This window comes from Bacillus sp. Root131, assembly GCF_001429475.1.
Classification (GTDB): domain Bacteria; phylum Bacillota; class Bacilli; order Bacillales; family Bacillaceae_G; genus Bacillus_A; species Bacillus_A thuringiensis_S.
The window spans coordinates 903,699-927,589 of sequence record NZ_LMJQ01000001.1 but is presented as its reverse complement, the minus strand read 5'-3'; the positions used below and the strand labels follow the sequence as shown (position 1 = coordinate 927,589).

Genomic DNA, 23,891 nt, shown 5'->3' with positions numbered 1-23,891 from the left:
TCTTTATTAAAACCATCGCTCAGTTACAACTTTTTTACGTGTATAGAATTGAACGCCATCTGTACCATTTGTACCTAAATCACCAAAGAATGAAGCTTTATTTCCTGCAAATGCGAAGAATGCCATTGGTGCTGGAACATTTACATTTACACCAATCATACCAGCATCGATGTTATCACGGAATGTTTGTGCATGTTTACCATTTGACGTATAAATAACCGCACCATTTGCAAATTTAGATTGATTTGTTAGTTTAATACCTTCTTCTAAATCTTTAACACGTACAATGCTTAATACTGGAGCAAAAATTTCATCTTGCCAAATTTTCATTTCTTGATTCACGCCATCAAAGATTGTCGCACCTACAAAATAACCTTCTCCAACTTCTTCATTAATTTTACGGCCATCTACTAATAAAGTTGCCCCATCTGCTACACCACTATTAATATAGCCTAAAACACGCTCTTTATGAGATTCACGAATTAATGGTCCAACATAGTTATCTTCGTTAAAGCCATCGCCTACTTTTAATTTTTTCGTTTCTGCTACTAATACATCAATGAATTCATCAGCAATTTCATCCACTACTGCTACTACTGAGCATGCCATGCAGCGCTCTCCACTACTTGCAAATGCAGATCCAATTACACCTTGTACTGTTTTCTCAAGATTGCAATCTGGCATTACAATCGCATGGTTTTTTGCACCCGCTAACGCTTGTACACGTTTTCCGTGTTTCGTACCTGTTTCATATACGTAACGAGCTACTGGCTCAGAACCGACGAACGAAACAGCTTGAATATCTTTATTTTCTAAAATGCTATTTACAACATCTTTTCCGCCTTGTACTAAATTTAATACGCCTTTTGGGAAACCTGCTTCATAGAATAATTCTACAAGTCGCTCCGCTAAAAGTGGCGTTCTTTCCGATGTTTTTAATACGAATGTATTACCGCAAGCAATTGCAAGTGGGAACATCCATAACGGAATCATCATTGGGAAGTTAAACGGCGTAATACCAGCAACAACTCCGATTGGGTAGCGCCAAATTGATCCATCAATTCCACTAGCAATATTCGGCAGCGCTTGACCCATCATTAAATTAGGTGCCGATGTTGCAAGTTCCACTGCTTCAATACCACGCTGTACTTCACCTGTTGCATCCGTTAGCGTCTTACCATTCTCTAGCGTAATGATTTTCGCAAGCTCATCTTTGTTTTCTTGTAATAGCTGTAAATATTTATATAAATTTCTTGAACGATTCGGAACTGGTACTTTAGACCACGTTTCGAATGCTGCTTTTGCCGCTTCAACAGCTTTTTCAACATCTTCTTTTGGAGATAGTGGAACGTAAGCGATAATTTTTCCAGTCGCTGGATTTGGAACTGCTTCTACTTCCGTACCTGTCGATTCAACCCACTCACCGTTAATGTGATTTTTTACTCGTTTAATTTCAGTTGTAATCATTGTATTCTCTCCTTTGTATAATTTATTTTTGATTAGAAATTAATTGCTCGCTAACTTTCTTATATAAAGCAGCCATATCGTTTTCACCATATCCAGCTTGACTAGCTTCGTCATATACGTTTAATAACATTTCGCTTACCGGTAAATGGAGTTCGCTTTCCTTAGCTAAGTCAACTGCAAATCCTAAATCTTTCTTCAATAAGTTCACAGTAAATCCTGGCTCGTAGTTTTCAGGTGCTATAAAACTTTTAAAATTACGTTCATAAATTCTACTTTGACCGTAACTTACATTTAAAATATCAAACATTTTATCTAAATCCATATTGTTCTTTTTCGCTAATGTTAAAGCTTCACTCACTCCAGCTGTATAAAAACCAATTAATAAGTTATTAATTAACTTAACAGTTGTACCACTATCAATCTGCTCACTAACGTGGAAAATATTCGCGCCTAGTACGCCCATGATAGATTCCGTTTTCTCATATACCTCTTTTGATCCACCAACCATAAACGTTAATGTACGGTTTTCGGCTCCGATTACTCCACCACTCACAGGTGCTGCTAAAAAGTCTACTTTCTTTTCCTTTGCAGCTTCCTCTAATTGTTTGTTTAACTGCGGCGATACCGTACTTGTATCAATGAAAACTACATTCGAGTGACCATTTTCAAATAATCCTTCTGCTCCAAAATATACCGCTTCAACAGCACGAGGTGAAGGTAAACTTGTAAAAACTACATCACATGTTTCTGCTAGTTTTAAGATTGATAGACCGATAATTCCGCCTTCTTTTTCAAAGGACGCTTCTGCCTCTTTATTTAAGTCCACGCCATATACTGTGTAACCTGATTTAACTAGATTTTTTGACATCGGAAGACCCATGTTACCTAAACCGATAAAACCAATCTTTTTCATATCGCTTTCCTCCTATTTACACAATATATTTCCCACGATTTATAATAGCTTTCGCAATTTCTCTCTTCTTCATAAATACGTTCGTGTATAAAGGTACTAATAATTGACGGATTTCAGCTAAAATCACATGTCTATCTTTTTCTTCTGTGACAGCCGCTGAAAGTACAGAAATCGCCGCTTCTTCTACTTTACGATATCCTTCTTCACAAATAACATCCGTTATTTGTTGCTTCGTACGTTCTTTTTCCTCACCATTTTTACTTACTGCTTTTCTCGTACGTAAAAACGCTGATTCCATGACGTACACGTCCGTCAACATATTTGATATTACACGTGAATATTCTTGTTCTTGGTCGATTTTTAGACTTGGAGTTTTAGAGAGCGTTTTCAAAGATTGTTTCAACAATTTTTTCGCTAATAAAATGTAACGATGGTTTCTTTCGACATTTGCTACATCACTTTCTACTTCAGTATCTTCTAATTGTTCGATTTGCTTCATTAACATTTTGGCAACTGTTAATCTATTAATTTCGTTCGTTCCTTCAAAAATACGACTAATTCTAGCATCACGATACAATCGTTCTACCTCGTACTCTTGCATATAACCGTAACCACCATGAATTTGTACAGCTTCATCTACAATATAAGCAAGTGTTTCAGAAGCATTTACTTTATTTAGTGCACATTCAATTGCAAATTGAGACATTTTTTTCATAAGATCTTCATCGCTCTCATGAATTGCTTCATCAATTACACCTGCTGTACGGTAAGCTGCACTTTCGGCTCCATATGTAGCAATAATCATATTTGCAATTTTCTCTTGAATCATCGTAAAGTCTACTAATTCCGTTTGGAACTGTTTTCGCTCTTTTCCATATTGAACCGACAAACCAATTGCTTGTTTTGCTGTTCCAATATTTCCAAAAGCAAGTTTAAGTCTAGCAAAGTTAAGAATATTAAGAGCTACGTGATGCCCTTTCCCAACTTCCCCTAAAACATTTTCAACAGGGATGACAACATCTTCTAAAATAAGAGTCGCCGTTGAAGAACCTTTAATACCCATTTTCTTTTCTTCTAACCCAATGGATACACCTTCACATGTTCTTTCGACAATAAATGCTGTCATTCCTTTATTTGTCTTTGCAAAAACAACGTATACATCTGCCATATGAGCATTTGTAATCCATTGCTTCTCACCATTTAACTTCCAAGCTGTTCCCTCTTCATTCAATACTGCGCTCGTTTTTGCACTTAATGCATCCGAACCAGCATTTGGCTCAGTTAAAGCATAAGCCCCAATCCATTCTCCCGATGCGATTTTTGGTAAATATTTTTCTTTCTGTTCTTTCGTTCCGTAATATATGTAAGGCAATGTACCGACACCAGCGTGTATATTAAATGAAACGCTAAATGCACCAGCGTAACCCATTTTCTCTGCTACAAGACCTGAGACAGCCTTTCCTAACTCGAACCCGCCATAATCTTCTGGTACCTCAATGCCTAATAATCCAAGTTCCCCAGCTTTCTCAAATAATTGACGAGAAACTTTATAGTTATGTTGTTCAATATTCTCCATTTGTGGAACAATTTCTTGTTTAACGAATTGTTCTGTCGTTTTTGCGATTAAATCTTCATCACCTGAAAAATCTTCTGGTGTAAAGTAAGTATGATTTATATCTTTATTGAGTGAAAAAAATTCATCCCATGGTAACTTCGTTTTCTCCATATGTATCCCCCTATCATTCGGCTTTCATAGCTTTTTGCTTATGCTCGTCTACGATGAGTGGAATATCTTTTTTTGAAAATAGAAGGCGATGATTTTTCACATCAAGCATTTTATTTTGCCAAAGATGTATTTTCATCGCCTTCACTGCTTTATCTATTGATCTTCTGATAATACTGTTTTTGCAATACCAGTATCTAACTCTTCAAAGTCATGATATGAAATTGTTTCGTATAATTCACTTCTCGTTTGCATATTAGAAAGTGCATCTTTTTGAGAACCTGTTTCTTTAATCAAAGTAAACACATTTTCATACGCTTTCGCTGCAACGCGAAGTGAAGTTACAGGATAAATAACCATTTGAAAGCCCATATTCGCAAATTCCTCTGCACTATAATATGGAGTTTTTCCGAATTCAGTCATATTCGCAAGTAAAGGTGCATTTACCTTACTATTAAATAGACGGAATTCTTCCTCTGATTGAAGCGCTTCAGGGAAAATTGCATCTGCACCGGCTTTTACATATGCATTTGCTCTTTCAATTGCTTCATCTAATCCTTCAACGCCGCGAGCATCAGTACGTGCTACAATGTATAAGCTCGGTGCAACTTCTTTAATTGCTTTAATTTTTTGAACCAATTCTTCTGTAGTAACAAGTTTCTTACCATTTAAATGTCCACATTTTTTTGGTAATTGCTGATCTTCAATTTGGACAGCTGCTACTTTCGCTTCCATCATTTCTACAGCTGTTCTCGCTACATTTAGTACACCACCAAATCCTGTATCAATGTCAACAAGAACAGGTAAGTCTGTAGCTCTTACTAAATCTCTTGCTCTCTCAGCCACTTCAGTAGACGTCACGATACCTAAATCTGGTAACCCTTTACTTGCAGTATAAGCAGCTCCGGATAAATAAAGAGCTGAAAAACCTGTATTTTTTGCAACTAAAGCCGCCATTGCATCATGAGCACCTGGAATTTGCAAAATTTCATTTGCTTCTACTAAAGCTCGGAATCGATTCGCAAGCTCCTCTTGTGTTGACTGCTTTTTCACAACCCAAGCCATTCTAAATTCCCCCTATTATTAAATTAAGAATAGATCTACAAATTCGTTTACATTCATATTTTCTAGTTTTTCTTCATTTAAACAAACTTCATGAATTTGTTCTTGTTGCTTACTAGAATAATGACCTGCCATATTTGCAGTGAACTTTTGAACAACTTTTGGGATTGCTTCGTCTCTACGGAAACGGTGACCAAGTGGATATTCACATTCCACATTTTCTGTTACTGTGCCATCTTTAAAGTGAACTTGAACAGCGTTGGCGATTGAGCGCTTGTTCGGGTCAAGGTAATCTAAACTGTACTGTTTGTTTTCAACAACAACCATCTTATTACGTAATTCATCTACACGTGGATCGTTTGCTACTGCATCTTCATAATCGTCTGCAACGATATCTCCTTTTAATAAACCAATTGCCGTAATGTATTGTAAGCAATGATCACGATCAGCTGGGTTATTTAATGGACCTTCTTTATCAATAATACGAATTGCTGATTCATGAGTTGTAATTGTAATACGGTCAATTTCATCTAATCTCTCTTTAATTTCCGGATGCAACTTCACTGCACATTCTGCAGCCGTTTGTGCATGGAATTCTGCTGGATATGACACTTTAAATAATACATTTTCCATTACATATGACTCTAGTGGTCTTGCTAATTTTAATTCCTGTTTATTGAATAATACATCTTGGAATCCCCATCCTGGTGCAGATAGGGCCGTTGGATAACCCATTTCACCTTTTAGAGCAGTCATTGCAAGATGAACACCGCGGCTCGTTGCGTCACCTGCAGCCCATGATTTACGTGAGCCCGTATTTGGAGCATGACGATATGTACGAAGACTAGAATTATCAATCCACGCATGTGATAATGCATTAAAGATTTCTTCACGTGTTCCGCCAAGCATTTTCGCAACTACTGCAGTTGTTGCTACTTTTACATATAATACATGGTCAAGACCAACTCTGTTTAAGCTGTTTTCTAAAGCGAGCACGCCTTGAATCTCATGTGCTTTAATCATCATTTCTAATACTTCACGTACTTTTAAAGCTTCTTTTCCTTCTGAAATACGAACACGGCTAATATAATCTGCAACCGCTAAAATTCCGCCTAGGTTATCAGATGGATGTCCCCACTCTGCTGCAAGCCAAGTATCGTTATAGTCTAACCAACGGATCATACATCCGATATTAAATGCACCTTTTACTGGATCTAGTACATAAGACGTACCTGGTACACGTGTACCATTTGGCACGATTGTTCCTGGCACAACTGGTCCTAGTAATTTCGTACATTCTGGATATTGCAGTGCTAAAATTCCACATCCAAGTGTATCAAGTAATACGTAACGAGCTGTACTGAATGCTTCTGCACTAGTAACCTCTTTATTTAATACATAATCGGTAATCTCTTCTAATAATGCATCTTTTTGCTTAATTTCATTTGTTTTAATCATGCTATCCTTCCCTTTCTGTCGAAAATTCGTTATTATTAATGATGGGTGTCGGTCAAACACCCATCTGGCGGGCGGCGCTAACAACTCCCCAGTTGTTCTTATTTACTAAGTACATGTCGCTCGCCAATATAATTTACACGTGGACGGAACAAACGATTATTTGCATGTTGCTCAATAACGTGCGCACATAACCCCACTGTTCTAGAGCTAAAGAAGATTGGTGTATAAAGTTGAATTGGAATACCTAGCATCCAATATACTGGAGCTGCATAATAATCAAGATTTGGATAAATTCCTTTTTCTTTTTCCATAATCTTTTCTCCAGCTTCACACATTTCATATAGTGTATAATCACCTTTTACATCACATAACTGTTTTAAAGCTTCCTTCATCATAAGTGCTCTTGGATCCATCTTCTTCATATAAACACGGTGTCCAAAGCCCATAATTTTTTCTTTGTTATATAGTTTCTTCTGTAATAACTCTTCAAATTTCTCAACATTACCAGCTTCTAAAAGCATGTACATAACCGCTTCATTTGCACCGCCATGTAAACTTCCTTTTAAAGATGCAACTGCACCTGTTAAAGCACCGTATAAATCTGATTGTGTTGATGCAATAACGCGAGCTGTAAATGTAGAGTTTGGCATTTCATGCTCACTATATAAAACAAGGGAACGATCAAAGATCTTTTCCTCAAGTTCAGTTGGTTTTTTACCAGTTAACATATAGAAGAAATTCGCACTATAAGATAATTCTTTAAGAGGTTCAATTGGCTCCTCATTATTTAAAATATGATAGCTATTCGCTACAATGTTTGGCACTTTACTTAACAGCTTGTACCCTCGGCTTTTATTCACTTCTAACGAGCGGTTTTCGATATCATTATCGTAACCAGCTAACGCTGACACACCTGTACGTAATCCATCCATGGGATGCGTCTCTTTAGGCAATGCCTTTAGTACGTTGAATACACCTTCTGGTACTGCATATTCTTCTTTTAGTTTCTTTTCAAGTGTTGCTTTTTCATCTTCATTCGGTAGGTGTTCCTCCAATAAAAGGTGCACAATGTCTAAATACTCTTTTGTTTTTGAGAGTTCGATTAAGTCATACCCTTGAATTACAATTTCACCTTTTACTGTGTCAAGAAACGAAATTTTCGTCTCCGCTGCCACTATACCATCTAATCCCGGGGAAAATTTTTCTTCAGCTTTCATCATTATTTCCTCCAATCCTAATAGATCTTCGTGCACATAACTGTAAGCCTTTACAATATTGTGAAACTACATTTCTACTTCAATGTATCAGAGTTTTTAGAAGATTTCAATTTATTTTATAATGATAAGTTTCCTACACTTTTCTTACTGTAACAATACAATTTTTTGAAAATAATTCTTATGTTTTATAAAGAAAGAATAGACTTCTTTGCGTATTTTAAAAAACAAGATATAAAGATTTTTCATATAACACCGCCAAATATACAATTATTCTAATTTTATTTGAGAAATAAAAAAAACGAGCTATACATAAATACAGCTCGTTACTATATGATATTTATTTCACTATCTCTTAAATATAATTTTTATATAAAACTTATTCATTTTTAATAAAGTTATTATTTTACATAATTAAATTGAATTTCTTCCATTTCCTCATGATAACTTACAAATAAATCATAGTTTTGAAAATACCAAAGATCATCACAATCTACAAAAAATATAATACCTTCCTTCTCAACTGACACTATTTCTCCATCTGGTTTCTCAGCAACAACCCCTAAAGAATATCCGGGCTGAATTGAACTATCCCCTCCGTACCTTACAGTAAAACGTACAGATTCACCGTGCTTTATACGTAATTCTTCCTGGAACCATTGCAGAGCTTTACGATCAATTGAAATTTCCATCTTTATTCCTCCAGTTTACACAAACTCTTTTTTTCCTAATCGTTGTTTTACAAAGAAGACGAAAATAATTAAGGCTATCAATGCTGAAATTGCACTCCCTGAAAATAAAATACGATAACCAAACATTTGTGAAACAACTCCAAGTACAATAGCACCTAACCCGATTCCTAAATCAAACGCTGTAAAAAATGAAGCATTTGCAACTCCTCTTTTACTCGGATCGACAATTGTAAGCATTGCCGCTTGCAAAGCTGGCTGCGCTGAACCAAATCCAATACCGTATAATGTTGCTGCGATAATTACACCTATCAAACCATTTGAAATAGTTAAAACAACTATAGCTAAAATAGTAATACATAATGCTGGGAGTATGATGAATACTTCTCCACACTTATCTAATAGTTTCCCTGAAATTGGTCTTACAATTGTTAATGCAATTGCATATACAAGAAAGAAAGTTCCCGGATTTACATGAATTGATGATGCAAATAACGGTAAAAAGGTTGTTATTCCTCCATATGCAAACGATAAAAAGAATACTACAATCGTGATTGTTAATACGGATTTCTCAAATAGCTGAATTTTTCCTTTTTCTTTTTGTAGCGTAAATGGCATCTTCGTTATTAGTGATAATACGACTGCCATAAAAGATAACAACGTCGCTAATAAAAATAGACCATTAAATGAATAATTTTGCACAACCCATAATCCAATCATAGGTCCGATGGCCATTGCAATTGTCATCGCCATCCCGTACCAGCCCATTCCTTCTCCACGGCGTGAATCTGGAATAATATCAGTTATTGCTGTTCCAACAGCTGTTGTAGAAACAGCCCATGTTACTCCGTGAATAACACGTAAAACAGCTAAAAGGACAATAGTCGATGCTATATTATAGGAATACATCGTTAATCCAAAAAAGATAAGTCCGAAAATAATAAAGGATCTTCTACCATATTGATCTAGCATTCCTCCAATAATCGGTCGTATTACTACAGCAGCTATCGTAAACATCCCCATCATGAGTCCAACTTGCGATTCATTGCCACCTATCTCTTTAATAAAGAGCGGTAGCGTTGGAACAAGTAAATAAAATCCTGTAAATAAAAATAACATTGCGAAAGTCATTTTAATAAATGATTTCGTCCATAATCGTTCCATAAAAATACCTCCATACACTCGTAAAATATTACGATTAACAACCTCATTGTACATTTTATTGATCTCTTTTCCCTCCGCAAATAGACGTATCTTTTCATATTAAATAGTCCACCATCAGCTTACATTAGTCTTAAGACTTTGTACGCATGTTTTAAACGAAAGTCCTATATATGTACCTTTATACGTGTGAAAAGAATATACTAATTTATTAACACAACTTAGGAGTGAATATTTTATGTGGGTATCATTAAGAGTAACTGCCGTAGTTCCTTCGACTCCTGGGATACATGTTCCTGCAGTTCATACAGCTAGCTCCGATGTAGGAATTGAACTTCCCGCAACTTGGCAACAATATCAAATTCCCGGTCAAGTTACCCCCTCATTTTGGCATCATGGTGCACACCCAAGTAGTACTACCATTTATAGCCATAGTTATCCTCCACTACCTCCGACTCAAGTCTTTTATCATTTCCCTTCAATTTATTTCCAAAATTTTTATGGTACGTTTAACATTTAATAGCTATCACTGTATTACCCTACATCTTAATAAAGCGAACCTTTAATCCAGTTTCAACATAAAAAGTCGAATTTCTTAAATAAGAAATTCGACTTTTTTATTGTTTTCCAAACGAAAGTAACCGTTAAAGAAAGACATTTATTAAAGACTTGAATATAATTCCCACTTATTTAATGCTTTATGTAATCCATTACAGTTAGTCCCTTTCCGGAATAACCCATACGTACAATCATTTCTCTCTTTACGTTACATTTCACATAAACTACATTCACTCTTTTTCTTCTATCCGGCCCTTAACATAAAATTTTCTATAGCAAAATGAAAAAAGCACTTAAGATTGTAAATTCCCACAAATCTTAAGTGCTTTTTTGAAAACTTTTCTATAAATTTTTCTTATTGTCCATTATTGGCAGGAACCTCTCCTGCATTTCCACCATTATTTGGTTGTACTGTTGCAGGTGGGGTTGGAGTTCCTTGACTTCCATCATTATTCGCTGGAGGTGCCGTTCCTTGGCCTCCTCCGCTATTTGCTGGAGGTGTCGTTCCTTGGTTTCCTCCGTTATTCGCTGGAGGTGCCGTTCCTTGACCTCCTCCGTTATTCGCTGGAGGTGCCGTTCCTTGGCCTCCTCCGTTATTCGCTGGAGGTGTCGTTCCTTGGCCTCCTCCGTTATTTTGTTCATTTTGTTTCTTTTCTTCTTCTTGTTTCTTTTGCTCTTCTAGTTTCTTTTGTTCTTCTTGCTTCTTAAGTTCCTCTTGTTTCTTTTGTTCTTCTTGTTTTTTCAGTTCTTCTTGTTTCTTTAATTCTTCTTGCTTTTTCTCTTCTTCAGTTTTTTGCTGTTGATCTTGTTTTGGTTGCTCCGTTGTATCCGGTACGCTAGTATTTGGCGATGAATCACGTTTTTCACCTTTTATACGTAGCTCACTACCTTCTTGAATGACGCTACTTGGCATTTTAAAGCGTGATTTATCTGTAGCCATTTCGCTCATCATTTCTTTAAAGATCAACTGTGCAATTTTCGTATTTTTACTACTAATATACTCGTCTTTGCCATCTTTCATATACCCAGTCCATACTGCCATCGTATATTGCGGTGTATATCCAGCAAACCAACTATCACGAGTTGCACTTTCTGGAATTTTATATTGAGCTAATTGTTTTGATGAGTAGTTTGTCGTACCCGTTTTTCCAGCTACATCTAAAGATGCTACATTTGCAGATGTACCAGTACCTGATCTAACTACAGAACGAAGCATATCTGTAATCATATATGCTGTAGAATCTGTCATAACTTGTTTTGGTTTTTGTCCAAAACTTTGTGACTTACCATCTGGATAAACGACTTTCTTAACAAAATGCGGTTTCGTATATTTACCATCATTACCAAATGCCGCATAAGCGCCCGCTATTTCAGTTGGTGATACTTCATTTGTACCAATCGCTGTTGATTCAGTCGGTGCTGCATTAAATGTAATGCCTAATTTCTCAGAGAAGTCTTTTGATTTATTAATTCCGACTTCTTTCGCAGTCTTAATTGCTGGGATATTTCGTGACTTTTCTAATGCTACACGCATTGTAATTGGACCCATGTGACTTCTATCTGAATTTCGTACTTCTTGTCCCGTTGAATACTTAAATGGAGAGTCATCAATTTGATGGTACGTAGCCCATTTTAAATATTCAATTGCAGGAGCGTAGTCGAAAATCGGCTTCATCGTTGAACCAGCTGCACGATCTAATTCAATTGCCATATTGTGCCCTTTAAATACAGCTTTATTTTCTCCACGGCCACTACCTATAGCACGAACTTCTCCTGTTTTGGTATCCATAAATGTAAATGCACCTTGGAATTTATCGTTCGGATAATCAATGATATTATTATTTAAAATATTATCAGCAAGTTTCTGTGCTTTCGGATCTAACGTTGTATAAATTTCTAAACCGTCAGAACCTATATTAGCATCTGGCAATTCTTTTTCTACTTCTTTCACAACTGCATCCATAAATGCAGGATATGGCATTGTTTGTAGTTGAGTTGCAGGCTTGAGTCCCTTTTCTACGTCAACTTTTGATGCTTCTTCCATTTCCTGTTTTGTTATATATCCATGTCGATTCATTAAGTTTAGAACAACATTTCTTCTTTCTGTTGCTTTTTGAACATTTTCTTTTTTCGTTGGATCATAGTTATTCGGTGCTTTCGGTAAACCTGCAAGCATCGCAACTTCTGGTAATGTTAAGTCCTTCAATTCTTTACCATAGTAGTTTTGTGCTGCTGTTGCGATCCCATATGAACGGTTTCCTAAGTTAATTTTATTTAAGTACATCTCTAATATCTCATGTTTTGAATACTGTTGTTCTAGCTTATAAGCTAAATATATTTCTTGTGCCTTACGCTTTGGTGTTTTGTCCATTGATAAGAAGTAGTTTTTAATAACTTGCTGTGTTATCGTACTTCCACCTTGAGAACCATAATCTCCTTTAAGACTTACTAGAACAGCACGGGCAGTACCTTTAAAATCTACTCCGCTATGCTCATAAAAACGTGAATCTTCTGTCGCTAAAAATGCATTTTCTACTAATTTAGGTATTTGCTCATACGTAACATTCGTCCTTTTTTCTTTTCCATATTCATATACCAAATCCCCGTTTTTATCATAAATTTTTGAGGATAACGGATTAACAAGTTTTGCTTTCTCAAGTTTTGGTGCATCCTTAATCATTACAAAAAAGGTAGCAACCCCCGCCACTAAACCAACAATACCAAGTAATAAACAAGTAATTAAAAACTTGCGAAAGAATGATGTTTTACCTTTTGGTTTTTGTGTTTTAGACGCTGGCTGTTTTTTCTTTTTAACTTGTCGTCGTTCCTCTCGAGAACGATAATTTTCTGACATGTTACTTTCTCCTGCCTTTCAATTCTCCCGTTGATTTACTTAAAAATATTGAGGTCACTTTCTAAAATGAATTTGATTAAGAAAGTATATTGACCTGGAGCATTCAATATTTTCCCAATTCACAGATTATATTTTTTAGAATACTTCTTATACAAACTATTTTCACTTCTATTTTTCCTAATAACGCTGCCCCTTTAAGCATAGAATGTAAAAAGTGAATTTTTAATACCTCGTATAAATAATATACCTTTTTTTCAAATGGTCAATATTTTCTTATTTATAAATCAAAGGTGAAATAAAAATAGCACAACGATATGTACTTCGTGTGAACTTCCTTATAATTACGTATAACAAACATTTAATATATTGCATATAAGTATAATACCTCTTAAATTATAAGGATTTCAACTTCATAACCTCAACATCTACAAGAAATTATTAAAAATGAAAAGTGAGGAGTTGCGTAATGATGAAGCTATCTCCCGTGATTTCAAAAAATATAGTTGCTGTTGGCTACAATCCTTTTTCTATGATTTTGCGAATCCAATTAAAGAATGGTATGTACGATTTCTTTAATGTACCAGAAAGTATCTATACTGGCCTATTACATGCACAATCTAAAAGTTATTATCATAAAACTTACATTAAAAATTCTTTCCGCCACACAAAAATTTAAACTTAACACCCACTAAAAAAAGGAGGTTAATCCTCCTTTTTTTAAAAAATATTTTACAGATAAATTACCTTCGATTCCTCTTATTAATTTCATCATATGCTTGAATTTGTTTTTTCAAACGCCGATCAGCTTTTTTATCATGCACTACAAGAATTGCATGTATAACTCCTGGAACCCAAAATATTAGTGTTAATATGAAATTTATTATTGCCTGAATTGGTTTTCCACAAAATAATACAGCAACAGGCGGAAGAAAAATTGCTAATAAATACATCATCCCTTGAAAACTCCTTATTTTGTATTTTATATATCACTTTTCAAAATATACGCAAAGAAACCTACTACTATTTTAATCTTAACTTGCCTCTAAAATCAATGTCTCTCCTTCTACTTATATAAGTATTTCAGACTTTTCATTGTTTGCTAGCCTATTTTCTTCCTCTATTGCAGTTACTCCAATTGCAGAAATTAACGTTCCAAGCGCTTGTATCCAAATACCAATGAGTGCAATTATTCTCTCATCCTTCTTATCAAAAATACTATCTTCATTTTCTCTCTCATCTTTCAATAAATTTGAAACGCCTTGATACGCTTGTAATCCAGCTCCTAAACTTTGCATGGAGTTACCTAGTATAATAATTTTCTGTAGTACATTTATATCCATCAAAGCTGCTTCTACTCCTAAAAAAGCACCGATTGATTGTAAACTGTTCCCTATAATAATAAGAAAATCATTTTCTTTCAATTGTTCATTTATATTAAAATATGTTCCTATTACATTTGATATATTCCCTAATGCTAATAACTCAATTCCTATTTTATCAAGTAATTTACTTTGATTCTCTAAGCCTATATTTTGATTTTCTCTTTTTTCTTCCCCGTCATCATACTTGCTCGCAATGATTTGTAATATATACCCGAGGGCTTGTAATGAGCTCCCTACAATAACAAGGTCCGATTCAACTTTCTCTTCTCCAATAAATCCTCTTGTCGTCCCAATAGCAGCTGTAAGGTTCCCTCCCACTTGAAACCATGCCCCTGTCACTTTTAAACCGCGTGGATTCATTTTTATCACCTATTTAAATATTTTCTAAAGCTTTCAAAACAAACAAATCTCACCCTTAATCGTTTATTTTATTTTTCATATGTGATTTTGTGAATGATATAATGTACTACCAATATAAAAAAGCACCTTAAAGGTGCTTTTTTATATGCATGCTGGACATGTCAACGAATCTCCATTTTTATCTATTGTTATATTCAATATATATTGAATTGCTTTATGTGACCAAGTTTCAGGTGTAGGTGATTCATTTATATATTGTGGAGCACATGACTTCAGCATTGGAGTACTAATACTCCCTCCAGGATCTAAAGCAACTACAGCCATGCCATAGGGTAATTCCAGGGCCATAGATTTAGTGATACCTTCAATAGCAAATTTCGAGGCACAATATGGCGCAAGCTCAGCCTCACCTTCTCTTCCCCAACTAGAACTCATATTAATGATAATCCCTTCTTTCCTAACTACCATTGCTGGAACAAACGCTCTTATTACATTTACTACACCATTCACGTTTACATTCATTACATTTTCAAATTCTTGAGCCGTAATTTTCCAAAGTTGTGCATTTTGATTTACAATCGATGCATTATTTATTATCAGATTGGGAGCCTTATGTCTATTAAGTATATAATTTGCCCAATTGTTAACTTGCTGAGAATCTGAAATATCAATTACTTGGAAATCATGTATTTTACTGTACTGTTTTTTTAGTTCTTCAATTTTATCTTTTGAGCGTCCACAACCATATATGTTCCACCCTAATTCATGAAATCGATCAACCATCGCACGTCCTAACCCTTGTGTCACACCTGTAATAATTACAGACTTACCAATTTCTTTTCTCTTCATTTCGCTCATCCTCCTTCCCTATATATTACTCTCTTCATTTTTATTCAGCCATTTACTATAGTATCAACTCAACTCATACTTTAGTAATAGTTTTGATATTGCATACATAAACAAAAAAAGTAACCATCATGGTTACTTTTTGCTACCTATCTAAAAATTCATTGTTTATTTCATTATTGTTTTTACATTTCAACTTCTCTTTTCCACATTTCTCACACTGGTAAATATAAACTACACCTAATGTACTTTTTTTTAAAATCCTCATTATCCTGCATCTTAATAAAAATATATTTATGTTTACAATGCGATTCACCCAAATAATTTTTAAACCACTTTTTCAACACAACACATTCCACCTTTATGATAGAACCTTTATTTAGCTGCCTTATGACATACTTTTATTTAAATGTTCAATCTCATATTGCAATTTTTTAAATTGCTCAAAATGCATGGTAATAGATTGACTACTACCATAATCAACATTTTGTTTCACTAATATAACACCCGTATCATGAAAAAGCGCTTCAAGTTCTTTCCTAATAGAAACTTTCGCAATATGAGCTGTTTTAATTGCAGATAAAATTGCAATTTCATTAAACTTTAATTTTATTTCATTTGGACAAAATGCGTCTTCAACTAATATAACTTCATTACTATAAATTAGTGCAACAAGATTACTTGATTTGGCATCTGTTAAATCAACTTTTTTCATAATATCTTTCATTACATTTTGCCTCCTTTATTTTCATATATATTAATTATATAAATTTTTCAAAAAAATACTCAACTTTATTATATTAATTTTAACACACTTTTATTGAAATCCATGCTCCAAACGTTTTACTATCCCACAATTTTTATTGTATGAACCATCTGGACTATAACTCCATATAGTAATGTTAACAACTTATTATAAAGCAGGTGAAAATTATGCCATCAGTTGTAGGAAATTTAGTTGTACAAAATAGTAATGGTTCATTTAACTTAGGTGATTTCTACAACGTTTCTCCGAAAGAAAATACGAAAGCTTATAATGGCTCCGGCGCATCAAACGTTGGTTTTGTTGTTAATACTTTTAGCGGTGTTAGCGCGACCAATACATTTGATTCTGACCTTGCAGATCAAAACCAAGTGGGTACAGCCTAATCTTATGTTTAACTTTCTGTATAGAAAATTTTAATTTGTCTATACTATAATCAGGCTGTTTGACAGCTCTTGTTGATTTTGGAGTACCCTATCTTTTTCTCCCTTTCCCTGGGGCTCAGCAGCTAGCACGAAGCTAGCTGCTTTTTCTTGTATTATTTATTTCATAAATCAGAAATAAAAGAAGCTGCCATTTAATATTCAGCTTCTTTTACGTTATTTCAATAATATCCATAGCGTTAAATACGTAAGTTTTATAAAAGGCGTCTGTGCAAATTACAATTTGTTTTACCGGATTAATATGTACAACTGTCATGTAGCTTGTTAATATGTAGCCATCTTCAAAATATGTTACCAATATTTCTTTCTCAGACAGTAATGAATTTAATAATTTATCAGAAATTCTCTCTTTTGCTTCATTTGTTAAAAGCGGTTTTTGTACTTTTAATTTCTCTCCAATAATCTTTCTCATATTTAAAAGTTGTTCCGATATTACTGTAAACGGAACCCACTCTCTTTCTTCTTTTTGTATCTTTACATCGTTCATTTTTTATCTCCTTGATCATTTATACATTTATTTAGTCATACTATCCCTTAGTTATTTTTAATACTCACTAAACTCGGATTTACTTCTAAATTATAATTAGGTTATCCCTCTAAGGAACATTAGTTCTTATTATACACGAACTTACGTTCTTTTGAGAAGAGCCATACTTATTATTTTTTAACAAAAAACACAATTTTATTTACCTCTATACTTTCTTTTTCCTTTATCAAATAAACTTCTCATTTCTTATGTAAAATGAAATACATATAACAACTAAAAAGCGACTTCACACAAAGTGAAATCGCCTTTTTCTAAAAAATATTTCAAATTTTATTTTTCTATCCTAACTAATGTTCTTTCTGGAATACATAATTCATCTATATTAAAATGATTTATTTTTAATTTCAATTCCCCTACTCGTTCCTTACCTTCATCACCAACCCAACAACTAAATAATTCGAAATAGTCTCCATCTTCCAAATAGCCTTCCATAATCTTGCATAAAGTTAAAAGTTTTTCTTTCGCTTCTTTTTTTCCTTTACGTTTTGCCACTCGACAAGTTCAATTCCCCAACTAGTTGAAACCTCATATGTGAAATTTGTTTGGAATTGATACTCTTGTACAATTTCAAGCATACTTTCATCTGAAAAACACGGTCCAAAAACAATTACATCATTAGAATCTGGAACCGTTAACGGAATTTCTACATTACAGCCTATGTAACTAGCTAAACTCATTTTATACTCCTCCAATATTCGTATAAAAAATACTTCATAGTATATTTATTCATATATAAAATCCCTACCCAAACAAAAAAGTTTTAAATTTTTTCGTTTATTAACCATCTATAACTGAAAACATATACTATGATGAACGAACTCACAAAGCATAAGAAAAGAGAACATTTACAACACTCTCTTTTCTTACATACTCTATGAAACTTTGCAAAACTGAATCAGTGATTTTTATTATTATATTTTATTACATATACATAGGTTGTACTATTATATGTAACTCTCTCTCTGTATCCGATTTTTTCGGATGACGAAAATAATTAAGTTCGTACTTTAACACTTTATACTCAACCATCCCTATTTTAATCCCTTTCGTTTCTTTTAATATTGCTAATAAATCACTTATATTTTCATCATATGACTCAAAAATTTTCGCGCCGCCCTCTCCCTGAAAGATTACTTTCATATATTCTCTCCACCTTAATTTATTGATATGGTAAATGACGCGTTTAAAGCGATTCATTCTTTATCCTAAAATTTTCATACTAAAAAGAACATCCTTTCCAATCAAATGCTCAGCTTTTTACTAATTATCCACGTTAAATATTTATTCAAAAACATTATATGTATTATTTTGTAAATTATGTTCGATACCCATTATTAAAGAGTAAATATATGTAACAAACTTGCATAATGAAAACCGTATCATATCTACTTCCATTGAAATAATTATAATCCCTTTAATTTAAACCCATAATTTCCCATTGTAATTCTTAATATTTAAATGTAATATTGTATTGTCTTACTATCTATTTATAACTCACACACTAATTAGAAAAGGGAACTCTATATGAGTTCCCTTTTCTAGTTATGATTACAGTCATTATTTCTTTTCTAGAAATTTAAATGTATCTTTAAATTCTTTATTATTCACTTTAATATTAGCATCTTTCAATAAATCATTGACTACTTGTTGTTTCCATTTACCTGTCGTATCTTCTAGTCTTTGTTGTTCTAAATCTTTACGAATTTTATCTTTTACTTCATCAAATGGCTTCAATTCTTTTTTATCCGTCACTTTAATAATATGGTAACCGTAAGTTGTTTTAACTGGATCACTTACTTGGCCTGCATCTAATTTATACGCAGCTTCCTCAAATTCTTTCACTGTTTGCCCAGGAGCAAAACCAGATATTTCCCCGCCCTGTTCCTTTGAACCAGTATCTTCTGAATACTGTTTTGCTAAGGCAGCAAAATCTTCACCATTATTTACTTTCTCCTTTATTTCTTTAGCCGTTTTTTCATCTTTCACTAAAATGTGACTTACTTTCATTTCTGGTTTATAGTTATCTTTCACATCTTTTTCTGTAACTGTTGCTTTGATTGCTTTCTCAAATGCAATTTCTGGCTTCATTTTTTCTTTTAATTCATCTTCATTTTTCAATCCAAGTTGTTCTAAAGTCGATTTAAAGTTCTCACCCATTTTATCTTTTGCTTCTTCTACTTTCTTTTTTGCTTCCTCATCTGAAACTTTATATTTATCTAGCAATGCCTTACTTAACATCATTTGATATAAAGTACTTTCTCCATATTGTTGTCGTAATTCTTTACTTAATTCTTTCTCTGTAACATTTCCTACTTTTGATGTTACTACGTTGTCTGAGGAACCACATGCAGATAATGCTAGCATCAAGCATGAAATAATCGTTCCAATAAATATCTTTTTCTTTTTCAATTCAAATACCTCACTTTTATCATTATGCAAATTAACTATACACAGTCATTGTGAAAACAGTGTGTTTTCTACATGTAATTCATTTCATATGAGTAGATTATGCATCATGTATTTTCATTTTTAAATATAAAGAGTTTTCTTACTATGTATAGTAAGAAAACTCTTTATATGCTCCAAAAAAATATAACTTCTATAGTTACTTAATAATTACATGTTCTTCAGGTATCCAACTATTCTGCCCGATATCTACCGCATTTCCCACTCTATCCCACACTCGAAAAGATGTCGATCCATCTATATTTCCTTTATAATTCATACATTCAGGCTCTTCATAATAATTTACTCTGTAGCCGACAGGATATTTCGAAGTTGCATAAAACCATTTCACCTTAAAATGTTTTAAATATGCCCACTGCTTATCGTTCCCTAAACAAATCATATCTTGCTCACCGCCTCCCCAATAACCTGTTAAGATTAAATATGGAATTTTCTGAGTGAGTGCACCTGTAAATTGAGGATTCATGGGGTTCTCATATAAATTTATTCCGTATCCATCAGGATATTTCGAAACTGCAATACCAATGCCATTCGGTTGCTGTGTATACACTATGTTAGGTTGATTTGCTTTGTTCGAATCTATAAACCAAGAAAGTGACTTATTTCCTACTAATCGATTCAGATCACATTTCCCAACCCCAGGAACATTCCCTGAATCCGTATATTGCCAAATATCACATGGATATGCTGGCTTATTCCCTCCATAACGAGGGATCCATACGAAATCAGCTTCAATATTACGTGCTCCAAATGATAAATACATGTGATGCCCTACATATAATCCTACTTTTTCCGCACCTAAACGGCGTAATTCATCAATAAATGCCTGTGTCCCGCCTTGCATATCTGCCATCGTTTGAACTTCTACGTCCGCCACCCAAAACTTAGCTGATTGATCACCACGATTCCAAAAATCTTGTGCCTCTTTCTTTGCATCAGCAATAGATATAAAACGGCAAAAAGCATAATTACCGAATGGGATACTATACTTTTTCATTTCACTAACATAATTTCGATACATAAAATCCACCGTATTAGAGCCATCTTGAACTCTAGCTATCACTAAATCTAGCTGAGATGCTGCAATATCCCAATTGATAGTTCCATTCCATTTTGAAATATCTACAATATAACCCATACATTCCAGCTCCTTTTTAATGTCTTATTCATAGCTTGTTTTATTGTAAGCCTTATCTCTCTAAAACTAGCTATCTATAATATAAATAAAAAGAATCGTTACTGTTTTTCAAAATATATTCTCTTTCAGAAATATTTCTATTAGCTTTAACATGTATGTCACAAAAGATATTATCATATTCGAAATATACCTTACTATTTGTTATGTAGTCTCATCCTATCAATTTAGGTATTGATCATTTTTACGGATATTAGAAAAAATCCTCCTATAGTATTAACTTAAAACTTCCAGTATCAATTCCCTTTCAGTTAATAAAAATCATTCCTCATTTTCTATATATTCTTAAATCAAAATTACTATCTTTCCATGAAATATGAGATTTAGAAAAATTTTAATTAATTGAAAATTATTCCTGTTAACCTACAATTGTCCAACCTGAACACTATTGGTGCATAAAAAAGACATTTTCTATTACTGAAAATGTCTTTTTATAGTCTAATAAAACAATTTTGGTGTTAAATCTTTATTTTGTAATTGTGTATTTTCACTGTTCATAACACAACTTGTAGAAAATAATATTGGGCTATCACAAACCTCATCATTCATTACATCACGAAATACATTGGCAGCAACACCTGTAAACGTTTGACATAAGTTAGAAATATCGTCATTGAAAAACTGAATGACTTCCGCAGTGAACACCGGAAAGACAACATTCGGTCCGCCAGGGAACTGAGGCTGTACCACAACTTGTTCAAAATAAGGATTGTTTTCTAGTGCTACTTGAAATAAATGAGCTATTTCAAATGCATCTAGTGGACAAGGAAATGGATTTACAATTTCATTCTCATTATTCGTTACAATAACTGTCACACTTACATTCCCAAATTGTACAAAAGATTTTAAAAACGTTGCTAACGCTCTCGCTTTTTCATTACTTAACGCATGCACTAAAATAATATAATTACCACCAACAGGAATAAGTGGCCCAACTGTAACAGTTGGATCAGCACCTATTGAATTTTTTAATTCATTAAAATATGTGATCCACGGTGGCGAAAGCTGAGCTTGTACATTTTCTTCCACTATTTTATACTACCTCCTTATACAATTCTTACTAACATGATATGTAACAAATTAAAAAATGTATTAGTTATATTAACTATTTTCGTATTTATTGATTATATTAATTAAACATTTTATTTCGCATTCTCAATTTCCCTTTTACATCTTTAAGCACTTTTACTACTATGAAATTCTTTATTATAAGCAAATCCACTGAAATTTCATATTATACTAATACGACTCTATATCCATTAAATTATAATACTCAATATTAGGAGCTGATTTCATGGAAAAAAAGCCTATCGTGTTCAAAATCCCACCAAATTCAAAGCTAAAAGTTACATTTTTCGGTCCTTGTAACGAAGTAATTACAAATGTGTCTATTATTAATCAACTATGCACCCCAAAATGTCAAACTATCACGCAATATCCAGACTTTAAGAAATATGTAACTGAAGTACGATCGTTATCCCGTTGTTAGTCCGCATAATGCACGATTTTCACAACTTTGTTACCTAAAATAACTGAGAAAGAAAATGACTGCATTCCTAGACTAAAATTACTCATTTTATGATATTCCATTGATAATTCATTGATTTTTTACACGTTTTTATTAAAAGGACATATATTATCGTATGGAGATTATCCACTCATAAAACCTATCTTTCTTTGGAGCGTACTTATTATGTATGCTCTTTTTTTATGTAACCGTCCCCTTCTAAATTGACCAACAATATATTAAAATTCTTTATGTACTCAAGGAGGTCAAATATGTTCAAGCTGCATCCAATACTACTCATCTTAGGATTGATTTTGTTTTTATATAGTGTAATCGCCTTTATGTTATTCTTTTCAGTGTACTAGCATTCCCTACACAAATTTATGTTCAATATGTAATTTCTATATAGTAAAGAAAAAACGTAATGATGCGATCTTTTATGTATTTCGTCTTTCTTGTTCTATAAAAAAACTAGTAAACTTACTAACACTGAGTTTTCACAAGCATGTTACTTATTTACATATTATTTTTTTCATTATCTGAATAAGGTTAAAGCCTCTACAAATTAAACTACACTTTACCTGTTTACCTATATATTTTAGAAAAACAATAATAATCCCCCACCATTTGGTAAGGGGATTAACTAAACCTACTAAAAAACATTTAATGATCTGTTTTATTTAATTGGAGAAGGAAATCTTGCCGCTTCAAAGTGAACCGTATTTAAACCATTAACATTTTGTACAATTACGCCCGCAATACTACTTTCTGCAAAAACTTCAACTGAATCTCCTGCTTCTAATTGAAGAATAGTAGTTACTGAAACATCATTATTAAAAAATACTCCTGTTCCAAAGAAATCATTATCTATCGCTATTGCTAGATTTCCATTTACACGAATTTCTACTCTAGCTCTGTAATTCACATTAAAATCATTTGGAGAAAATGTTATATTTCCTAATACACTATATACCCCTCTAGTTTTCGGAGTGAAAATGGATGTTACTGGATTATATTCATTCGCTAGATCAAATTGTTCATTTTGAAATAATACTTTAACAGGAGTATTTGCTAGAACAGGTTGATTAACTGTATTCACAGCTCTAAATGCCGATGCCCTTACAAGCTCCTCTTTCTTATCATCACAACACTTCACCTTTACATACTTCCTATCACATTTACTACTTTTTCTATAACAATCATGACTTTCCTTTTTGTAATCTTTACAATACTTACAGTAATAATAAGACATAGTTAGTCCCCCTTTACACTTATTTTTATAT

General features: G+C 33.4%; 26 protein-coding genes and 1 pseudogene. 4 read left to right on the top strand and 23 right to left on the bottom strand.

Annotation, left to right across the window (positions count from 1 at the left end):
* Window positions 1–6: 6 nt before the first annotated feature.
* The 9 genes from ASE54_RS04730 to ASE54_RS04695 form a co-directional block, all read right to left on the bottom strand.
* Window positions 7–1,467: a CoA-acylating methylmalonate-semialdehyde dehydrogenase gene (locus ASE54_RS04730; RefSeq protein WP_000633339.1), complete on the bottom strand. Its 1,461-nt coding sequence runs from the start codon at window positions 1,465–1,467 to the stop codon at window positions 7–9.
* A gap of 22 nt (window positions 1,468–1,489) precedes the next feature.
* A complete protein-coding gene (locus ASE54_RS04725) occupies window positions 1,490–2,380 on the bottom strand; it encodes an NAD(P)-dependent oxidoreductase (protein WP_000719402.1) in 891 nt (296 codons plus the stop codon).
* A 16-nt stretch (window positions 2,381–2,396) separates the two neighbouring features.
* A complete protein-coding gene (locus ASE54_RS04720) occupies window positions 2,397–4,106 on the bottom strand; it encodes an acyl-CoA dehydrogenase family protein (RefSeq protein WP_000416004.1) in 1,710 nt (569 codons plus the stop codon).
* A 13-nt stretch (window positions 4,107–4,119) separates the two neighbouring features.
* Window positions 4,120–4,242 carry a hypothetical protein gene (locus tag ASE54_RS37355; RefSeq protein WP_000690878.1) on the bottom strand — a complete coding sequence of 41 codons (123 nt, stop codon included), beginning with the start codon at window positions 4,240–4,242 and terminating at the stop codon, window positions 4,120–4,122.
* Between the two features lie 17 nt (window positions 4,243–4,259).
* Entirely contained in the window at window positions 4,260–5,168 is a 909-nt protein-coding gene (gene prpB / locus ASE54_RS04715) for a methylisocitrate lyase (RefSeq protein WP_000312638.1), read from the bottom strand.
* Window positions 5,169–5,186: 18 nt separating this feature from the next.
* Window positions 5,187–6,623, bottom strand: coding sequence for a 2-methylcitrate dehydratase (prpD, locus tag ASE54_RS04710; protein ID WP_000598123.1), 1,437 nt, complete (start codon window positions 6,621–6,623; stop codon window positions 5,187–5,189).
* Between the two features lie 98 nt (window positions 6,624–6,721).
* Window positions 6,722–7,843 (bottom strand): citrate synthase, encoded by a 1,122-nt coding sequence (gene mmgD, locus ASE54_RS04705; protein WP_001987369.1) that lies wholly within the window; start codon window positions 7,841–7,843, stop codon window positions 6,722–6,724.
* Between the two features lie 395 nt (window positions 7,844–8,238).
* Window positions 8,239–8,529 (bottom strand): iron-sulfur cluster biosynthesis family protein, encoded by a 291-nt coding sequence (locus ASE54_RS04700; protein ID WP_000406140.1) that lies wholly within the window; start codon window positions 8,527–8,529, stop codon window positions 8,239–8,241.
* Window positions 8,530–8,544: 15 nt separating this feature from the next.
* Window positions 8,545–9,690 (bottom strand): MFS transporter, encoded by a 1,146-nt coding sequence (locus ASE54_RS04695; protein WP_000440639.1) that lies wholly within the window; start codon window positions 9,688–9,690, stop codon window positions 8,545–8,547.
* Window positions 9,691–9,925: 235 nt separating this feature from the next.
* On the opposite strand from ASE54_RS04695, the gene ASE54_RS04690 reads away from it, so the two are divergent.
* Window positions 9,926–10,207 carry a hypothetical protein gene (locus ASE54_RS04690; protein WP_000270162.1) on the top strand — a complete coding sequence of 94 codons (282 nt, stop codon included), beginning with the start codon at window positions 9,926–9,928 and terminating at the stop codon, window positions 10,205–10,207.
* 393 nt (window positions 10,208–10,600) lie between these two features.
* Here ASE54_RS04690 and ASE54_RS04685 read toward each other — a convergent pair whose 3' ends face one another.
* A complete protein-coding gene (locus tag ASE54_RS04685; RefSeq protein WP_001293952.1) occupies window positions 10,601–13,099 on the bottom strand; it encodes a PBP1A family penicillin-binding protein in 2,499 nt (832 codons plus the stop codon).
* A 466-nt stretch (window positions 13,100–13,565) separates the two neighbouring features.
* Here ASE54_RS04685 and ASE54_RS04680 point away from each other — a divergent pair, with 466 nt between their 5' ends.
* Window positions 13,566–13,775 (top strand): KTSC domain-containing protein, encoded by a 210-nt coding sequence (locus tag ASE54_RS04680; protein ID WP_000977080.1) that lies wholly within the window; start codon window positions 13,566–13,568, stop codon window positions 13,773–13,775.
* A 64-nt stretch (window positions 13,776–13,839) separates the two neighbouring features.
* On the opposite strand, the gene ASE54_RS04675 is transcribed toward ASE54_RS04680, so the two are convergent.
* The 5 genes and pseudogenes from ASE54_RS04675 to ASE54_RS04655 all read right to left on the bottom strand — a co-directional run bounded on the left by ASE54_RS04675 (window position 13,840) and on the right by ASE54_RS04655 (window position 16,414).
* The gene (locus tag ASE54_RS04675; RefSeq protein WP_000990219.1) at window positions 13,840–14,052 is read right to left on the bottom strand and encodes a YqaE/Pmp3 family membrane protein; all 213 of its coding nucleotides are present in this window, start codon (window positions 14,050–14,052) and stop codon (window positions 13,840–13,842) included.
* A 114-nt stretch (window positions 14,053–14,166) separates the two neighbouring features.
* Window positions 14,167–14,841, bottom strand: coding sequence for a hypothetical protein (locus ASE54_RS04670; RefSeq protein WP_001069566.1), 675 nt, complete (start codon window positions 14,839–14,841; stop codon window positions 14,167–14,169).
* A gap of 141 nt (window positions 14,842–14,982) precedes the next feature.
* The gene (locus ASE54_RS04665; protein WP_000823053.1) at window positions 14,983–15,690 is read right to left on the bottom strand and encodes an SDR family oxidoreductase; all 708 of its coding nucleotides are present in this window, start codon (window positions 15,688–15,690) and stop codon (window positions 14,983–14,985) included.
* A gap of 142 nt (window positions 15,691–15,832) precedes the next feature.
* Window positions 15,833–16,034, bottom strand: a pseudogene (locus tag ASE54_RS37510) (hypothetical protein).
* 41 nt (window positions 16,035–16,075) lie between these two features.
* Window positions 16,076–16,414, bottom strand: coding sequence for a hypothetical protein (locus ASE54_RS04655; protein ID WP_000651908.1), 339 nt, complete (start codon window positions 16,412–16,414; stop codon window positions 16,076–16,078).
* Window positions 16,415–16,620: 206 nt separating this feature from the next.
* Between ASE54_RS04655 and gerPF the strand changes: the two genes are divergently transcribed.
* Window positions 16,621–16,836, top strand: a complete 216-nt coding sequence (gene gerPF / locus ASE54_RS04650) for a spore germination protein GerPF (protein ID WP_001141569.1) — start codon at window positions 16,621–16,623, stop codon at window positions 16,834–16,836.
* Window positions 16,837–17,044: 208 nt separating this feature from the next.
* Here the strand turns inward: gerPF and ASE54_RS04645 are convergent, their stop codons facing one another.
* The 7 genes from ASE54_RS04645 to ASE54_RS04620 form a co-directional block, all read right to left on the bottom strand.
* The gene (locus ASE54_RS04645) at window positions 17,045–17,380 is read right to left on the bottom strand and encodes a YolD-like family protein (RefSeq protein WP_002082834.1); all 336 of its coding nucleotides are present in this window, start codon (window positions 17,378–17,380) and stop codon (window positions 17,045–17,047) included.
* 330 nt (window positions 17,381–17,710) lie between these two features.
* Window positions 17,711–17,932, bottom strand: a complete 222-nt coding sequence (locus ASE54_RS36695) for a hypothetical protein (RefSeq protein WP_003264217.1) — start codon at window positions 17,930–17,932, stop codon at window positions 17,711–17,713.
* On the bottom strand, window positions 17,887–18,117 hold the full coding sequence (locus ASE54_RS36690) for a hypothetical protein (RefSeq protein ID WP_014895236.1): 231 nt from the start codon (window positions 18,115–18,117) through the stop codon (window positions 17,887–17,889). The genes ASE54_RS36695 and ASE54_RS36690 overlap by 46 nt, the downstream gene beginning before the upstream one ends.
* Window positions 18,118–18,361: 244 nt before the next feature.
* On the bottom strand, window positions 18,362–18,580 hold the full coding sequence (locus ASE54_RS04635) for a hypothetical protein (protein ID WP_000864273.1): 219 nt from the start codon (window positions 18,578–18,580) through the stop codon (window positions 18,362–18,364).
* A gap of 417 nt (window positions 18,581–18,997) precedes the next feature.
* Entirely contained in the window at window positions 18,998–19,849 is an 852-nt protein-coding gene (locus tag ASE54_RS04630) for a peptidylprolyl isomerase PrsA (RefSeq protein WP_000727339.1), read from the bottom strand.
* Between the two features lie 196 nt (window positions 19,850–20,045).
* Window positions 20,046–21,044, bottom strand: coding sequence for a glycoside hydrolase family 25 protein (locus tag ASE54_RS04625; RefSeq protein ID WP_000540673.1), 999 nt, complete (start codon window positions 21,042–21,044; stop codon window positions 20,046–20,048).
* Window positions 21,045–21,539: 495 nt separating this feature from the next.
* Window positions 21,540–22,130, bottom strand: a complete 591-nt coding sequence (locus tag ASE54_RS04620) for a hypothetical protein (RefSeq protein WP_000392278.1) — start codon at window positions 22,128–22,130, stop codon at window positions 21,540–21,542.
* A gap of 265 nt (window positions 22,131–22,395) precedes the next feature.
* Here ASE54_RS04620 and ASE54_RS04615 point away from each other — a divergent pair, with 265 nt between their 5' ends.
* The gene (locus ASE54_RS04615; protein WP_000412557.1) at window positions 22,396–22,590 is read left to right on the top strand and encodes a hypothetical protein; all 195 of its coding nucleotides are present in this window, start codon (window positions 22,396–22,398) and stop codon (window positions 22,588–22,590) included.
* Window positions 22,591–23,284: 694 nt separating this feature from the next.
* Here ASE54_RS04615 and ASE54_RS04610 read toward each other — a convergent pair.
* Window positions 23,285–23,860, bottom strand: coding sequence for a hypothetical protein (locus tag ASE54_RS04610; RefSeq protein ID WP_000122940.1), 576 nt, complete (start codon window positions 23,858–23,860; stop codon window positions 23,285–23,287).
* Between the last annotated feature and the right edge of the window lie 31 nt (window positions 23,861–23,891).

Bases quoted from the DNA above. Each gene is read 5' to 3' on its own strand.
- ASE54_RS04730 (WP_000633339.1), bottom strand. From the start codon at position 1,467: ATGATTACAACTGAAATTAAACGAGTAAAAAATCACATTAACGGTGAG.
- ASE54_RS04725 (WP_000719402.1), bottom strand. From the start codon at position 2,380: ATGAAAAAGATTGGTTTTATCGGTTTAGGTAACATGGGTCTTCCGATG.
- ASE54_RS04720 (WP_000416004.1), bottom strand. From the start codon at position 4,106: ATGGAGAAAACGAAGTTACCATGGGATGAATTTTTTTCACTCAATAAA.
- ASE54_RS37355 (WP_000690878.1), bottom strand. From the start codon at position 4,242: ATGAAAATACATCTTTGGCAAAATAAAATGCTTGATGTGAAAAATCAT.
- prpB (WP_000312638.1), bottom strand. From the start codon at position 5,168: ATGGCTTGGGTTGTGAAAAAGCAGTCAACACAAGAGGAGCTTGCGAAT.
- prpD (WP_000598123.1), bottom strand. From the start codon at position 6,623: ATGATTAAAACAAATGAAATTAAGCAAAAAGATGCATTATTAGAAGAG.
- mmgD (WP_001987369.1), bottom strand. From the start codon at position 7,843: ATGATGAAAGCTGAAGAAAAATTTTCCCCGGGATTAGATGGTATAGTG.
- ASE54_RS04700 (WP_000406140.1), bottom strand. From the start codon at position 8,529: ATGGAAATTTCAATTGATCGTAAAGCTCTGCAATGGTTCCAGGAAGAA.
- ASE54_RS04695 (WP_000440639.1), bottom strand. From the start codon at position 9,690: ATGGAACGATTATGGACGAAATCATTTATTAAAATGACTTTCGCAATG.
- ASE54_RS04690 (WP_000270162.1), top strand. From the start codon at position 9,926: ATGTGGGTATCATTAAGAGTAACTGCCGTAGTTCCTTCGACTCCTGGG.
- ASE54_RS04685 (WP_001293952.1), bottom strand. From the start codon at position 13,099: ATGTCAGAAAATTATCGTTCTCGAGAGGAACGACGACAAGTTAAAAAG.
- ASE54_RS04680 (WP_000977080.1), top strand. From the start codon at position 13,566: ATGATGAAGCTATCTCCCGTGATTTCAAAAAATATAGTTGCTGTTGGC.
- ASE54_RS04675 (WP_000990219.1), bottom strand. From the start codon at position 14,052: ATGATGTATTTATTAGCAATTTTTCTTCCGCCTGTTGCTGTATTATTT.
- ASE54_RS04670 (WP_001069566.1), bottom strand. From the start codon at position 14,841: ATGAATCCACGCGGTTTAAAAGTGACAGGGGCATGGTTTCAAGTGGGA.
- ASE54_RS04665 (WP_000823053.1), bottom strand. From the start codon at position 15,690: ATGAAGAGAAAAGAAATTGGTAAGTCTGTAATTATTACAGGTGTGACA.
- ASE54_RS04655 (WP_000651908.1), bottom strand. From the start codon at position 16,414: ATGAAAGATATTATGAAAAAAGTTGATTTAACAGATGCCAAATCAAGT.
- gerPF (WP_001141569.1), top strand. From the start codon at position 16,621: ATGCCATCAGTTGTAGGAAATTTAGTTGTACAAAATAGTAATGGTTCA.
- ASE54_RS04645 (WP_002082834.1), bottom strand. From the start codon at position 17,380: ATGAACGATGTAAAGATACAAAAAGAAGAAAGAGAGTGGGTTCCGTTT.
- ASE54_RS36690 (WP_014895236.1), bottom strand. From the start codon at position 18,117: ATGAGTTTAGCTAGTTACATAGGCTGTAATGTAGAAATTCCGTTAACG.
- ASE54_RS04635 (WP_000864273.1), bottom strand. From the start codon at position 18,580: ATGAAAGTAATCTTTCAGGGAGAGGGCGGCGCGAAAATTTTTGAGTCA.
- ASE54_RS04625 (WP_000540673.1), bottom strand. From the start codon at position 21,044: ATGGGTTATATTGTAGATATTTCAAAATGGAATGGAACTATCAATTGG.
- ASE54_RS04615 (WP_000412557.1), top strand. From the start codon at position 22,396: ATGGAAAAAAAGCCTATCGTGTTCAAAATCCCACCAAATTCAAAGCTA.
- ASE54_RS04610 (WP_000122940.1), bottom strand. From the start codon at position 23,860: ATGTCTTATTATTACTGTAAGTATTGTAAAGATTACAAAAAGGAAAGT.